The sequence below is a fragment of the Ferdinandcohnia sp. FSL W7-1320 genome, from assembly GCF_038050315.1.
Lineage (GTDB): Bacteria > Bacillota > Bacilli > Bacillales > Bacillaceae_L > Ferdinandcohnia > Ferdinandcohnia aciditolerans.
The window spans coordinates 1,283,869-1,298,658 of sequence record NZ_JBBPAM010000001.1; the positions used below are offsets into that span (position 1 = coordinate 1,283,869).

Consider the following 14,790-nt stretch of genomic DNA (forward strand, 5'->3'; position numbering starts at 1 on the left):
TTAGGGAAAGGAGTGTGCTAGGAATGGTCTCAATGACACCAATCGTAATTGATAATCATCAATTTACAGCCATTACCGTTAACCTGCCTAAGACAAATTTTATGGCAGTCACGAATGAAAATGGCTATATTATGTGCGGAGCTCTCGATGTTGCATTATTAAACGAAAAACTTAAAGAACGAGGCATTATTGCTGGTAGGGCAGTTGGTGTTCGTACAATCGAGCAATTACTGGAAGCCCCTCTTGAATCAATTACAATTGAAGCCGAAAACCGAGGCATTACAGTAGGCATGAAAGGCAGAGACGCCCTACTAAAAATGATCTAAAATTAACCTGAGAAGGTATACCATATAAAAGAACGTGGCATCACTTGAACATTGTCGAACAAAATAGTTATCGTACATCCCTCCTTACTTGCATACACATAGCTTGTAAGGGGGGATTTTCGTTTGGGAAAGTATAGAGCTCGTCTACAACCAAGAAGGAAAGGGCCCTTGCCTTTCCGTTACGTCTTCTTATTAACATTCGTATTTTTTATTCTCTCAACTGTTATTGGTTTATTCATTATTAACAAAGCGATAGAGCCCGCACTCATGGCATATGCTGAAAATGAAACGAAGAAGGTTGCTGCCACAGTTATTAAAAACGCTATTAACCAACAATTAAACGAGGAAGAATTGGTCCAAGAGGATTTAAGTATTGTGCAAACAGATGAAAATGGGAAAGTGATTAGTTACAATACTCAGGTCGTCAATAAAATGGCGACAAAGACACTCGGAAATATTGAGCGGTACTTAAAGTATGTAAATGAAGGTGAAATTAATAAACTTGAATATCCTGATTTAGAAATTGAAACGGATGATGCCAGTGGACAAACGGGCTTTGTTTTTAAAGTACCCCTTGGGGAAGCAACCAATAATGCCCTCTTAGGAAACTTAGGTCCACAAATACCAATTCGTTTTCATATGATTGGATTTGGAGAAACTACGCCACAAGGAAGAATTGATGAGTGGGGGATTAATAATGGGTGGTTTCAATATAATGTTCTTGCGACAGTGACGATGCAGGTTATTTTACCTTTCTCAACAGGAGAGGTTGAAATTGAAACAATTATCCCTGTAATCAATCAAAACATTTTACATGATGTTCCAGACTTCTATAATAATGGTGGGGATTCATCTCCTTCGATAGAGATACCGACAAATTAGTAAAAAATACTATACTAGAATAGTTGAATCTAAGTGAAAAATCAGATATACTAGCGATGGAATTAATAAAAATGAATACACCACCTTATCTGATCGATGAGGTAGAGGTGCAGAAAATAAGAGTAAACTATGTGAGGATGACAACGTAGATCATAGTTGAAAGGATTTTTTGCCGAAGCAAAAATAAACACGTCAATGTTATTTTTGTTGGGGTTGCCTTGAAAAAGGGTAACACTGTCATTATAGAAATGATCTATAATGGAGGGCTACTGATCGTGATGGAGGATAACATAACATTACAGAGAGTAATGATAGTTATTTTCTATCATACTCTCTTTTTGTCTTCTAAAGAGTATCTTCTTTCACCACGCCCTCCAAAATAACACTTGGAGGAATCACATATCATGTCTGGAACAATATATTCAATTATCCCACCGATCATTGCGCTTCTCATGGTTGTTTTAACAAGAAGGGTTTTACTATCACTTGGAGTCGGCATTGTTTCGGCTGCATTCATATTACATGGAAATGTACTAACGAATGAAGGAGTCGGAGCTTGGCTACAAGACGTTTTACTCACTATCTGGAATAGCATTAAAGGAGTCTTCGTTTCAGAAGGCGAACTTAATACATGGAATGTATATATCATATTGTTTTTATTCTTATTAGGAGTTATTACTGCCTTTATCTCCATCTCTGGCGGTAGCCGTGCTTTTGGTGAATGGGCGCAAACAAAAGTAAGAACGAGAACGGGTGCACAGCTTTTAGCAGCTGTTTTAGGTGTTATTATTTTTATTGATGATTATTTTAATGCCTTGGCTGTTGGACAAGTAAGTAGACCAATTACAGACCGAAATAAAGTTTCACGTGCAAAGCTAGCCTATATTATTGATTCAACATCCGCACCAATTTGTGTTGTCTCACCAATTTCTAGCTGGGGTGCTTATATTATTGCAATCTTGGCACCTATCTTAGTAACACATGGTGTATCGGAGTTTTCTCCGTTATCTGCATTTATTCGAATGATTCCGTTAAACCTTTATGTACTCGTTTCGATTTTAATGGTAATAGCTGTAGCCATTTTTAATATTAATTTTGGTAGTATGAAAACCCATGAAAATCGTGCATTAACAACAGGGGAAGTAACAGACCCTGAAAAACCGGTATTAGGGGAATTAAAACAGGAATTACCTCAAAGTGAGAAAGGTACTGTTGGTGATTTGGTTTGGCCGATTATTGCATTAGTCGTCGGTACGGTTGGTTCCTTATTATGGACAGGCTATAGAGCTTCTGAAGGTAATATAACCATTTTTACAATTTTTGAAAATACGGATGTAACAGGATCTCTATTATCTGGTGGAATCCTAGGTATTCTTGTAACACTTATTTTATTCTTTGTTCAGGTTTATGCAAAAAAAGCTTTAAACATTGGACTTCTTCCTAAGGGAATTGTTGAAGGGATAAAATCAATGCTCCCAGCTGTATACATTTTACTATTTGCTTGGGTAATTGTTGACTTGATTGGACAAATTGAAACAGGTAAATATCTAGCGAGCCTCGTAGAAAGGTCTAATTTAAATATTGCATTTTTACCGGTCATATTATTTGTTGTAGCCGGCTTTATGGCATTTGCGACAGGGACGTCTTGGGGAACTTTTGGAATGATGCTTCCGATTGCAGGAGACATTGTAGCGGCATCAGATATTAATTTACTACTTCCTGCCTTAGCTGCTGTCCTAGCGGGTTCCGTGTTTGGTGATCATTGTTCACCAATATCAGATACAACTATTCTGTCCTCCACTGGAGCTGGAAGCCATCATATTGATCATGTAATGACACAGTTACCATATGCCATCACTTCCGCCGTTATCGCTATAATCGGATATATAGTACTAGGTCTTACAGGCAATACCTTATTAGGAGTGCTTACTACTTTACTGTTATTTGTTATTTTTGTTTTCACTATGAAAAACAGACAAAACGCATAGAATTACTATTCAAATGGTAACAATCAAACTTAACTAGTATATAAGAGACAAAGGGAATTAGAACCTTTGTCTCTTTTTTTTTTAAAAGTATATTTCATTTTAAAATAACTTTTGACATAGAGATAAAGACTGGCTATACTAATAAATAGATTATAGAAAATAATCTGAAAATAGAAAAATTTCCAACTTCAGTCTAGTGCTAAAGGGCTAATACGGTAACGGGCTAAAGTGGAAAAGGGGAGGTTTGTTTTATGGATAATCGTCCACAGTGGGGGACGCGGGCAGGCTTCGTAATGGCTGCAATCGGTTCTGCGGTTGGTTTAGGTAATATATGGAGATTTCCATATGTTGCTTACGAAAATGGAGGAGGCGCATTCTTTCTACCATACCTATTTGCGATTTTAACAGCTGGTATACCAATCCTAATTCTCGAATTTACAATCGGACAAAAGTTTAGAGGATCAGCACCTTTGTCATTTTTCCGTTTAAATAAAAAGTTAGAATGGCTTGGGTGGTGGCAGGTATTAATTTCTTTCGTTATCGCCACCTATTATGCAGTTATTATCGCATGGGCAATTTCGTATACATTCTTTTCATTTAATAAAGCGTGGGGAGAAGATACAGGAGGATTCTTATTCTCTAAGTACTTACATTTAGCTGAAACTCCAGGAGAAGTTGGAGCGCCAGTACTTGGGGTTTTTGGGCCTTTAGTCGTTGTTTGGGCTATTACACTATTTATCCTATTTAAAGGCGTGAAAAAGGGGATTGAAAAAGCGAATAAGATTTTCATTCCTACACTATTAGTTATTTTTACGATTATCGTTATTCGTGCAGTAACACTTGAAGGAGCAAGCACGGGTCTAAATTCATTCTTCCAACCTAACTGGGATAAAATTATGTCTGGAGAGGTTTGGGTAGCGGCATACGGGCACATTTTCTTTAGTTTATCAATTGGTTTTGCAATTATGATTACTTATGCAAGTTATTTACCTAAAAAGTCCGATGTAGTAAACAATGCATTTATTACCGGTTTTGCAAACTCAGGTTTTGAACTATTAGCAGGTATCGGGGTATTCGCGGCATTAGGCTTTATGGCAGCACAAGCGAATGTACCTGTAGAAGAAGTAGCTAGTGCAGGTGTTGGTCTAGCATTTGCGGTCTTCCCGCAAATTATTAACCAAATGCCATTTGGCGAATTTTTCGGAGCGCTTTTCTTCTTGTCATTAGTATTTGCCGGATTAACGTCATTAATTTCGATTTGTGAAGTGTTCATTGCTGCAGTTCAAGACAAATTTAATCTTACACGTAACAAGGCAGTCATATATGGTGCAGGGTTAGCATCACTTATTTCAATCCTATATTCTACAAATGGAGGCTTATACTTCCTAGATGTAGTTGACTACTTCATTAACCAATTTGGTATTGCTGTTGCCGGTTTAGTTGAAGTAATACTTATTGCTTGGGTATTCAAGCAAATGAATCCATTACAAGCACATGCAAATGCGATTTCCGATATTCGTGCAGGTGGTTGGTGGAAGATTTGTTTAGGCGTAATTACACCAGTCGTTTTAGGATATATGATGTTTGACTTATTCAAGCAAAATATCCTTCAACAATTTGACAATGCAACTGGAAACTATGAAGGGTATGCAACTTCATTTATACTCTTCCCAGGTGTTTTCATTGCAGCAGGAGTCATTATATTAGGGATTGTGTTTTCACTTAAAAAGTGGGGAAGTGCAGCTTTAAATGACAACTACTCTTCTGGTAGTGACAAGGAGGTAGGACTATGACCGGTGGAGCAATTGCGATGATGATCATTGGGATGGTTATCTTATGGGGAGGATTAGTAGCAAGTATTGCACATGCTGCTAAAAAGGCTAAACAAGCGAAACAAGGTTAAAGAAATAATTATAAAAAGAGGGTCAAAATAGAACGGAGAAAGGCTGTGGTGAAAAATTTCCACAGCCTTTAATCATTTACGTTTTCTGGCTTGTCTTTCTGATCTTTCCCAAGCCCTTAGATGCGGATATGGATCAAAGGACCATTCTGTATACCCGTTGTCTTTGTACATTCCGTAGTGAAGATGTGGAGGGAACTTTCCGGCAGTTCCTGGTGGTCCATAGCCAGAACTTCCAACAGAGCCAATCACTGTACCAGGTTCAACAACTTGCCCGATTGCTATATCCTTCGCAAATCCATTTAAGTGAGCAAAGTAATGGTACGTATTATTAACATCGCGGATACCGATACGCCATCCACCAAAACGGTTCCAACCTTTCATTTCGATGACCCCATATGAGGTTGCCCTTACCGGTGTTCCGTAGCTTGCAAAGATGTCAGTGCCTTCATGCATTCTACGACCTCCCCAGCCACGCGCATCTCCCCAAGTATTTTTATAGCTGTGATTATAGCCAAGAGGAACCGGAAAGGCGTGTTTATCTAAATCAAGTGTGCCATATGTTGAATAGATTTTAGCAATTCCCGTAATCAGTGAAACCGATTTGTCCCGTTTGTAATAATCCCATAAACCGATTCTGATATTATCAGGATCAGTCCCGTACGCTAAAATTTGCTCTGAAATCGTAAGTAGGATATCCTCATCATTCGTTTGATCTGCAACTCCATCCCCGTTACCATCAAGACCTATTCCTCCAAAAAGTTGAATACTATAAGGGTTCGAATCATTTGGATTTGGGTTTAAAGCCCCCGCCCAAGTCTCTGGTTTAATATAAATTCCAATTAACCCGGTTTCTTTCGGAATATCTTTTCGGGAACGACGGATGCTTCTTTCATACTGGTCAATAGCCGCATAATAGTACCAAGGAATCTGTGTTACTGTTTCCATCTTTGTATAGAGGTTCATTCGTTCCTGAAAAACTTTTTGTTGATCCTCATTTGCACTTGCATCCAAAGGCATACACATTAAAAGTAAGCAAATAACAACAACTATACCAAGTTTTCTGTTCACGCACGCAAATCTCCTTTCACTAAAATAACACAAGGAAGTATTGTTTTAAAAAGGCATCTATAGGCATTTAATAAGTCGAATTTGTCTAATTTGAATTAAATAAAAATGTCTCTTCCTTGTTAGTTTGTTAAATCATCTCATTTTCATAATCACTAATTGTTGGAAGCTAAAAAATACAAATAAATCGAATACTTGGATTCTTAAAGTAGTTAGGAGTATAATAGGGATAGCCTTTGCAATGGAGTGATGAAGTATGTCAAAAAAACAAGAATATCTTCGAAAGCCGGAATGGCTAAAAATAAAACTGAATACGAATGAAAGCTACACTGGCTTAAAGAAAATGATGAGAGAGAAGCAATTACATACCGTTTGTGAGGAAGCTAAATGTCCTAATATTCACGAATGTTGGGCTGTAAGAAAAACAGCTACTTTTATGATTCTTGGGGACACTTGTACTCGCGCTTGCCGCTTTTGCGCGGTTAAGACAGGCCTTCCAAATGAATTGGATTGGGCAGAACCAGAGCGGGTAGCTGATTCTGTCGCAATGATGGGATTAAAGCATGTTGTTATTACAACAGTTGCTCGTGACGATTTGAAGGACGGTGGAGCTGCGGTATTTGCAGAAACAGTACGTGCAATTCGTAGAAAGAATCCATTTACCTCAATTGAAGTGCTACCATCAGATATGGGTGGAGTGCACGAAAATCTAAAAATCCTAATGGATGCAAAGCCCGACATTATGAACCATAATATTGAAACGGTTCGCCGTTTATCTGACCGTGTTCGTGCACGTGCAAAATATGAACGTTCACTTGAATTTTTACGTCGTGCAAAAGAAATGAATGCAGAAATTCCAACAAAATCAAGTATCATGATCGGCCTTGGCGAAACGAAGGAAGAAATCATTGAAACAATGGACGACCTTCGAGCAAACAATGTAGATATCATTACAATTGGTCAATATTTACAACCAACGAAAAAGCATTTGAAAGTTGAAAAATACTATCATCCAGATGAATTTGCAGAATTAAAAGAGATTGCATTAAGTAAAGGTTTCAGTCATTGTGAAGCCGGTCCTCTTGTACGTTCTTCTTACCATGCGGATGAGCAAGTAAATGCAGCAAAATCAAATCAACAAGTTAAACAAGCATAAAAAAAGGGGGAAATCCCCTTTTTTTTAATGCGTTCCTTTTTGCAATAATTCTCTTCCATCATCTCTCTTTTGGTCCTCATTCCCTTTATTATCAGTTGTGCGATCTATTTCAGGATTGAATTCAATTCCACCTTTATTGTTGATACTAGGGTTACTAAGGAAGTCTTGGTTCTCTCTCGCCCTACGTTCATACTCAGGGTTGAGGCCACCTTCCATTTCCCCATTTTCATTTTCACCATCACTGACTTTATATCCTTGTGGCGATTTAATCATTTGTTGAATGGTAGATGTAATAATTTGATCGACATTTCGGCTGTCTGAATCAAGTCTTCCGAATCGCTCAATTTGATTCATCATGTCAGGGTTATCAGAAACGTATACATGGAAATACCTCGGAACAACTGACATTGCGGAACGTTTTACCTGGTCTGCTGTTAACATACGGTCTTTAGAATCCGTATCATATGCGACAAGGACCTCTTCATCAGTTACTAGCGTACCAACATCTTTGACGTTCGGAATAGTTGTACAGATTTTACTGATTAAATCTGCAACTTTTTCCCTGTTCATGGTTGGCAAATTACTGTATACATTTGCACCGCCAGGGACTGGATTTTTTTGGTGACGAACATAGCCAAAGTTCGTCATTTCTTTACCATTGTTTTTGACGCCATTCGCATTGTAAAGCTCATTTTGGTCAGTTCGATATATTGTATTTCCGCTTTCATGGTAGACTCCTGCATTATCGTCAGAAGTACCGCAACCTGTTAAAGCGGTTAAGGCAATTAAGCCTGAGATGATTGTGTATTTTTTCAATCTTGACACCCCCTCAGTTGTAGGGTGACCAATTCAACAAAAATTTCGCATAGTAATTGATGGATTGATTGGCTATAATGGATATATAGTGAACATCCTCTAGTATGGGGTACGAGGTGATTGAAGTGATTAGCATAGGTAATACTACATATGAGCTCATTGATGAGCTAAAAGATGGATTTAATGAAGAAGGTTTTCGTGCGAGATACAGCGATATCTTAGCGAAGTATGATTATATAGTTGGGGACTGGGGATATGAACAGCTTCGCTTAAAAGGTTTTTTTGATGATAAAAACCAAAAAGCGTCATTTGATACAAAAATAAGTACCCTTTCTGAGTATCTATACGAATATTGCAATTTCGGTTGTGCCTATTTTGTCTTAAAAAAGGTAAAAAAATAAAGTACAGGCTAATTTAGCTGCCTGTACTTTTATTATGGCTTGAACCTTCTTATTAGTCATAAGGCGGTTCGGCATTTTCATCCTTGTCATCATGTGTGGGATGAGCCCCAGGGAATTGTCTTGGAAGATCCTGGTGAAGTGATTTGAACTCATAGTTAAAGTTGCTATATGTTCGTTGTCCTTCTTTCCATGGTGTGCTTTTGTTCTCAACAGGCGTATCCTTACCACGCGGTGTGCCATATGGCCCTTCCGGATATTCCTCAAAGGTTAAGAAATTTCTCATCGTCTCCACATTTGAAAAGTCGGTATACTTTATTTCTTCTTTGTCTTTATCTTTTTCTGCCACCTGAAAAACACCTCACTTCTTACTTCTAGTGTTTTCGCAGCATTGCGTAATTATGTTAGACAATTTCATACAAAAAAGAACGCAATTCCTCTGCTTCCTCTTCAGATAGCTGATAAGCATGTTCAATATAGCCGGGCTCATCAAGGTCATCTCTACCGATAATAGCAAAACGATTGCTTAAAATATTTAAAACAATATGCTTGCCATAATAGCGGTCAGATTTGACAACAGCTAAGTCGTAGCGCTGGTGTTCCCCCATAAAACTTACAAATCGGGTTTGTGTGTCGATTGTATCATCATATAAGAAAAATCGTTCAGACATAATGGATTCTCTCCTTTTAAGAAACAGTCATTATCCTTATCATAACAAAGGTGTACGAATTAGAAAACGAATTTATAGATACGGTAGGTAAGAGGGAAACCATGAATCATTATTAACTTTATGGTAAGATAATGTGGTATATAAAAGATGGTGGGTAAAGATTATAAACTGAAGGTGATACTATGTATTTTGTTGACCGAGAAAAAATTGAAAAAACCCTTCTTTTTTACGAAGAAAATTTACAATTAATTGAAGCAAATTCAAATTGGACAAGCGTGGTTGAAAAGAAAGCGTTAGAGAGAATATCTCATCTTACAATTGAGGCAATTTTAGATGTCGGAAATTCGATGATTGATGGCTTTATTATGCGTGATCCAGGTAGCTATGAGGATATCATAGACATACTTGAAGATGAAAAAGTAGTGACAACTGAAGTAGCGAATGAACTTAAAGAAATTATCCGTTTTCGAAAAGTAATAGTTCAAGATTATCTTGAGATTAATCACGACGAATTAATTTCGAGCTTTCAAAAAAATAAAGAAAGTCTTGCTAGCTTTCCACAAGCGGTACGATCTTATCTTGAAAATGAATTAGGACCGGTTTCCGCATTTAAAAACTAAAAAAAGGTGATAGAAGTAGTGAAAACATACAAAGGATATTTATTTGACTTAGACGGTACCATGTATCGTGGAACAGAGCGTATTAATGAAGCGTGTGATTTTGTAAATAAACTAAATCAAAAGCAAATACCATATTTATTTGTTACGAATAATTCATCTAGAACACCTGAACAGGTGGCAGCCAAACTTCGTGACTTTGATATTGCGTGTTCAGAGGAGCAGGTTTTCACCACAAGTCAAGCTACGGCAAATTATATGTATGATATGAAACCGGGTGCAAGTGTATATGTAATTGGTGAAGATGGTATCTACCAAGCATTAGAGGAAAAAGGCTTTACATTTCAAGAGAAAAACCCTGATTTTGTGGTTTGTGGAATTGACCGTTCCCTTACATATGAAAAATTCGCCATTGCTTGTTTAGCCGTACGAAATGGTGCAACCTTTATTTCAACAAATGGTGATATTGCCATTCCAACTGAACGTGGGCTTCTTCCAGGGAATGGTTCATTAACTTCGGTAATCACTGTTTCAACAACAGTAAAACCCATTTTTATTGGGAAGCCTGAAAAAATCATCATGGAACAAGCGCAAAAGCAACTGGGGATTCCAAAAGAAGATACTATCATGATTGGTGATTACTATGATACCGATATTATGGCAGGTATGAATGCTGGTATCGATACATTGCTTGTCCACACCGGTGTTACTACCCCTGAACTATTAAAAGGATATGACCGACCTCCAACCTACGCAATCCATAGCTTAAAGGAATGGATGGATCAAATTTAAAAACGCTCAATTTGAGCGTTTTTTTACATGGCCAAAATTGTTTTCAAATTAAAAAGACCGAGGTAGTTGGAGTAACGTGTTCCGTTATTAGCTGCAAACTGTTCTACCTAATTAATGCTGAGGTTGAGGTATTTTCGGACATGAGATGGCGAATTCATGTGGACTGTGTCCGAAGTTTGAGTACCTTCGGACAAGGGAAGGCAAAATAATCGAAGTTGTGTCTGAAGTTCAGGCATCTTCAGACAAGGGAGTTCAGATCCTTCTAGTCTGTGTCTGAAGTTTATGTACCTTCGGACAAGGATAGGCAAAATTACTGCAGTGATGTCCGAAGTTCAGTCATCTTCAGACAAGGGAAACCAGATTCATCGAGTCTGTGTCCGAAGTTTGAGTACCTTCGGACAAGGATAGGCAAAATTACTGCAGTGATGTCCGAATTTCAGTCATCTTCAGACAAGGGAGTTCAGATCCTTCTAGTCTGTGTCCGAAGTTTGAGTACCTTCAGACAAGGATAGGCAAAATTACTGCAGTGATGTCCGAAGTTCAGGCATCTTCAGACAAGGGAAGTCAGTTTCATCAAGTCTGAGTCCGAAGTTTGAGTACCTTCGGACAAGGATAGGCAAAATTATCGCAATAGTGTCCGAAGTTCAGGCATCTTCAGACAAGGGAGGTCAGATCCTTCAAGTCTGTGTCCGAAGTTTGAGTACCTTCGGACAAGGATAGGCAAAATTACTGCAGTGATGTCCGAAATTCAGGCATCTTCAGACAAGGGAGTTCAGATCCTTCAAGTCTGTGTCCGAAGTTTATGTATCTTCGGACAAGGATAGGCAAAATTACTGCAGTGATGTCCGAAGTTCAGGCATCTTCAGACAAGGGAGTTCAGATCCTTCTAGTCGGTGTCCGAAGTTTGAGTACCTTCGGACAAGGATAGGCAAAATTACTGCAGTGATGTCCGAAGTTCAGGCATCTTCAGACAAGGGAGGTCAGATCCCTCTAGTCTGTGTCCGAAGTTTATGTATCTTCGGACAAGGATAGGCAAAATTACTGCAGTGATGTCCGAAGTTCAGGCATCTTCAGACAAGGGAGTTCAGATCCCTCTAGTCTGTGTCCGAAGTTTATGTATCTTCGGACAAGGATAGGCAAAATTACTGCAGTGATGTCCGAAGTTCAGGCATCTTCAGACAAGGGAGTTCAGATCCCTCGAGTCTGTGTCCGAAGTTCAGGGATCTTCAGACAATGGAAGTCAGTTTCATCGAGTCTGTGTCCAAAGTTTAGCCAACTTCAGACAAGCAAAGTCAATTTCCTCGCAATAGTGTCCGAAGTTACGTAATTCCTTTAATGTTAGGTTTTCCTACTACACTCAGAAATTAAAAAAAGCGTGAATTCGTTTGTGAATTCACGCTAAAAATGTATTATGATTTTACTGCTTTGCACTGGAACCCGTGACGCTTGGATTTGGTCTTTTACATCCTTATTCTACGTTAGCTGCTCTATGTGCTAAACGACTTGAAGCTGCGGCTGCAATCGCGCCCACAATATCATCTAAAAATGTATGACATTCCCCAGTTGATTTATCATTTAGGCGTTCTAATATACCAGGTTTTTTCTTATCAATATATCCGTAGTTTGTAAAACCGATCGAGCCGTAAACGTTCACAATTGAAAAGGCAAGGATTTCATCTACACCATAAAGTCCTTCGTCCACTTTGATTGTTGAGAGGAGTGGCTCCTCAAGTAAGCCTTTCTCTGCAAGTTTATCTAATTGGATCCCTGTTAACACTGCATTTTGGATTTCGCGCTTTGTTAACACGCGGTCAACATTATGAATACATTCTTCCATTTTTAAATCTGGGTGATATTTGCTTTGTAGATAATACACCAACTCCGCAATATCCTGAATGGTGACGCCCCTTTCCTCCAACCATTTTCTGGCTGTTTTTTCAATCGCGTTCATTTTATTTTCTTGACTCATCTTGTTCACCCAATTTCCTTTGATTTCAAAATAATTTTTTACTAATATTTCCTAGTTTACCACAAGTAATGATGTTTTGTTTCATATAGATGTTTTATACAAATCAATACGTTTCTTAATAGTATGAACGGGGAGTGATGTTTTATGAGAGAAACACTTTTGGAGCAATACAAATTAAAAGTGGATCGATTTGTAAAAGTTTTCGGATATGAAGGGATCATCTATCGAAATATAGTATATTGTATTGTGCCAATATCATATTTGGAACAAGAAGAACTGTTTGAAATTAAACATCTTAGTGAGTACATGATTCAAAAGGGAGATATACGTGTAGGCTCCATTTTACCTACGACAGATGGGAAATTAAGCACCATTATTAATGATGAAGAAGCAGTTATTATTAGATGTCCAGTATATAGCCATAGAGTTTCCAATTCATTAGGGTATGAGTTGGCTAGGTTTCATAAACGTGGTAGAAGCTTTCCTTACCAAGTAAAAAAGGTTAACCGAATCGGACAGTGGAAATTCTTATGGGAAAAAAGATTGGATCAAATGGAACTGTTCTGGAAGGAAAAGGTAAAGCAGCATCCTCAAAATGAGTTTGAAACCTTATTTGTCGAAGCTTTTCCATATTATATAGGATTAACAGAAAATGCAATCCAATATCTTGTTGATACAGAAATAGATGAAACACCAACTGCAATTGATTCAGCTACTGTATGTCACCATCGTTTTACGGAAAATTCTTGGGATCGGAATTCGTATACGAAGCTACCTACGGATTGGGTTTTTGATCATTATACAAGGGACCTTGCAGAATTCATTCGAGACCAATATGTTAATGGAGAAACTAAGCAAAACGGGCAAATCGTGCATTTTTTGAAGGAATATGAGCGAATCACCCCACTTTCTGCTTTCTCTTGGAGACTTCTATATGCACGCCTTTTATTTCCACTGCATTTTTTTGAGTGTATTGAGGAGTTTTATATGACAGGGTCAGAGATGCAAATGGAAAGGCATTGTAAAAGATTAGAATCCATTCTGAAGCATTCGAGTGAACATGAACGCTTTTTAGCAACTTTTTTATCAAGTGCAGGAGTAAAAGAAAAAAGACTAACAATTCCAACTATCAGCTGGCTTCAAAAATAAAAATGTATGGTACTATAGAGAAAGATAATTTTTTCTTAGAGGTGAAACATGACTAGGCCATATGTTTTTATTACTAGAAAACTTTCCGATAACGCAATTCAACCATTAATGGAAGTAGCAGATGTACATATTTGGAATGAAGAAGAAAAGGCTGTTCCAAGAGAAATCCTGCTTGAAGAGGTAAAAAAGGCAGATGCTCTTTTAACAATGCTTTCAGATAAAGTCGATAAAGAGCTTCTGGATGCAGCACCAAAATTAAAGGTAATCGCAAACCTTGCTGTGGGTTATGACAATATCGATGTAGAATATGCAAATCAAAAGGGAATTGCGATTTGCAATACACCTGATGTTTTAACGGATACTACAGCAGATTTAGCCTTTGCTTTATTACTTTCAACTGCAAGAAGAGTGGTGGAAGCAGCTGAATTTATAAAAAAAGGCGAATGGAAAAGTTGGAGCCCATTATTGCTAGCAGGAAGCGATGTCCACCATAAAACCATTGGAATCGTAGGGATGGGTAAAATCGGGGAAGCAGTTGCAAAACGCGCAACAGGGTTTGATATGAATATTTTGTACCATAACCGCTCCCGTAATGTAGTAGCAGAAGAGCGCATTGGCGCTTCTTATACTTCCTTTGATGAGCTAATTGAAACCTCTGATTTTATTGTTTGCCTAACTCCACTAACGGACGAAACAAGAGGTTTATTCAGTAAGGAAAGCTTTATGAAAATGAAAAATTCTGCAGTTTTTATTAATGTCTCTAGAGGGCCAGTTGTTGATGAAGATGCTTTATATCAAGCGTTAGTTACTGGTGAAATTGCAGCAGCTGGACTTGATGTTTTTGAAAAAGAGCCTGTAGATGCAGATCATCCATTATTAACACTTCCAAATGTCGTAGCATTGCCACACATCGGAAGCTCAAGTACTGAAACACGTGAAAAAATGATGAAACTGTGCTGTGAAAATATTGAATTAGTTCTAATCAATCAACAACCAAAAACACTTGTTAACAAGGAATGGGTCTTTCAGTAATCATATATTTGTCGGAGGCACCTTCG

At 38.0% G+C, this 14,790-nt stretch carries 15 protein-coding genes, 1 pseudogene and 1 riboswitch; of the genes and pseudogenes, 11 read left to right on the forward strand and 5 right to left on the reverse strand.

Going from position 1 to position 14,790, the window contains the following annotated elements; translation table 11 throughout:
• Positions 1-23: 23 nt before the first annotated feature.
• The 5 genes from NST91_RS06445 (at position 24) to NST91_RS06465 (ending at position 5,099) form a co-directional block, all read left to right on the forward strand.
• Positions 24-326 carry a DUF1805 domain-containing protein gene (locus NST91_RS06445; protein WP_121446215.1) on the forward strand — a complete coding sequence of 101 codons (303 nt, stop codon included), beginning with the start codon at positions 24-26 and terminating at the stop codon, positions 324-326.
• Positions 327-449: 123 nt separating this feature from the next.
• The gene (yunB, locus tag NST91_RS06450) at positions 450-1,208 is read left to right on the forward strand and encodes a sporulation protein YunB (protein WP_341330498.1); all 759 of its coding nucleotides are present in this window, start codon (positions 450-452) and stop codon (positions 1,206-1,208) included.
• A gap of 94 nt (positions 1,209-1,302) precedes the next feature.
• Positions 1,303-1,485: riboswitch (Lysine riboswitch) on the forward strand.
• Between the two features lie 127 nt (positions 1,486-1,612).
• The gene (locus tag NST91_RS06455; RefSeq protein ID WP_341330499.1) at positions 1,613-3,196 is read left to right on the forward strand and encodes a Na+/H+ antiporter NhaC family protein; all 1,584 of its coding nucleotides are present in this window, start codon (positions 1,613-1,615) and stop codon (positions 3,194-3,196) included.
• Positions 3,197-3,447: 251 nt separating this feature from the next.
• Complete coding sequence (locus tag NST91_RS06460) at positions 3,448-4,989, forward strand: sodium-dependent transporter (protein ID WP_341330500.1); 1,542 nt, start codon at positions 3,448-3,450, stop codon at positions 4,987-4,989.
• A complete protein-coding gene (locus NST91_RS06465; protein ID WP_341330501.1) occupies positions 4,986-5,099 on the forward strand; it encodes a methionine/alanine import family NSS transporter small subunit in 114 nt (37 codons plus the stop codon). The genes NST91_RS06460 and NST91_RS06465 overlap by 4 nt, the downstream gene beginning before the upstream one ends.
• Positions 5,100-5,171: 72 nt before the next feature.
• Here the strand turns inward: NST91_RS06465 and NST91_RS06470 are convergent, their stop codons facing one another.
• Positions 5,172-6,122, reverse strand: coding sequence for a peptidoglycan DD-metalloendopeptidase family protein (locus NST91_RS06470; protein WP_121446481.1), 951 nt, complete (start codon positions 6,120-6,122; stop codon positions 5,172-5,174).
• A gap of 298 nt (positions 6,123-6,420) precedes the next feature.
• Here NST91_RS06470 and lipA point away from each other — a divergent pair, with 298 nt between their 5' ends.
• A complete protein-coding gene (gene lipA, locus NST91_RS06475; protein WP_341330502.1) occupies positions 6,421-7,320 on the forward strand; it encodes a lipoyl synthase in 900 nt (299 codons plus the stop codon).
• Between the two features lie 171 nt (positions 7,321-7,491).
• On the opposite strand, the pseudogene NST91_RS06480 reads toward lipA, so the two are convergent.
• Positions 7,492-8,121 (reverse strand): annotated as a pseudogene (locus NST91_RS06480) (YhcN/YlaJ family sporulation lipoprotein); the annotation flags it as partial.
• A gap of 140 nt (positions 8,122-8,261) precedes the next feature.
• On the opposite strand from NST91_RS06480, the gene NST91_RS06485 reads away from it, so the two are divergent.
• Positions 8,262-8,537 carry a YutD family protein gene (locus NST91_RS06485; RefSeq protein WP_341333497.1) on the forward strand — a complete coding sequence of 92 codons (276 nt, stop codon included), beginning with the start codon at positions 8,262-8,264 and terminating at the stop codon, positions 8,535-8,537.
• Between the two features lie 52 nt (positions 8,538-8,589).
• On the opposite strand, the gene NST91_RS06490 is transcribed toward NST91_RS06485, so the two are convergent.
• Positions 8,590-8,820, reverse strand: a complete 231-nt coding sequence (locus NST91_RS06490; protein ID WP_121446480.1) for a cytosolic protein — start codon at positions 8,818-8,820, stop codon at positions 8,590-8,592.
• A 118-nt stretch (positions 8,821-8,938) separates the two neighbouring features.
• Positions 8,939-9,205: a DUF3055 domain-containing protein gene (locus NST91_RS06495; protein WP_099352672.1), complete on the reverse strand. Its 267-nt coding sequence runs from the start codon at positions 9,203-9,205 to the stop codon at positions 8,939-8,941.
• A 182-nt stretch (positions 9,206-9,387) separates the two neighbouring features.
• On the opposite strand from NST91_RS06495, the gene hepT reads away from it, so the two are divergent.
• Together hepT and nucF are read left to right on the forward strand one after the other, a co-directional pair.
• On the forward strand, positions 9,388-9,825 hold the full coding sequence (hepT, locus tag NST91_RS06500; RefSeq protein WP_341330503.1) for a type VII toxin-antitoxin system HepT family RNase toxin: 438 nt from the start codon (positions 9,388-9,390) through the stop codon (positions 9,823-9,825).
• Between the two features lie 18 nt (positions 9,826-9,843).
• Positions 9,844-10,614: a 5' nucleotidase NucF gene (gene nucF, locus NST91_RS06505; protein ID WP_341330504.1), complete on the forward strand. Its 771-nt coding sequence runs from the start codon at positions 9,844-9,846 to the stop codon at positions 10,612-10,614.
• Positions 10,615-12,082: 1,468 nt separating this feature from the next.
• On the opposite strand, the gene NST91_RS06510 is transcribed toward nucF, so the two are convergent.
• Positions 12,083-12,565: a phosphatidylglycerophosphatase A family protein gene (locus tag NST91_RS06510; RefSeq protein WP_121446479.1), complete on the reverse strand. Its 483-nt coding sequence runs from the start codon at positions 12,563-12,565 to the stop codon at positions 12,083-12,085.
• A 162-nt stretch (positions 12,566-12,727) separates the two neighbouring features.
• On the opposite strand from NST91_RS06510, the gene yutH reads away from it, so the two are divergent.
• Both yutH and NST91_RS06520 read left to right on the forward strand, forming a co-directional pair.
• The gene (gene yutH / locus NST91_RS06515; protein WP_341330505.1) at positions 12,728-13,732 is read left to right on the forward strand and encodes a spore coat putative kinase YutH; all 1,005 of its coding nucleotides are present in this window, start codon (positions 12,728-12,730) and stop codon (positions 13,730-13,732) included.
• 48 nt (positions 13,733-13,780) lie between these two features.
• The gene (locus tag NST91_RS06520) at positions 13,781-14,764 is read left to right on the forward strand and encodes a 2-hydroxyacid dehydrogenase (protein WP_341330506.1); all 984 of its coding nucleotides are present in this window, start codon (positions 13,781-13,783) and stop codon (positions 14,762-14,764) included.
• The last annotated feature ends 26 nt before the right edge of the window (positions 14,765-14,790 follow it).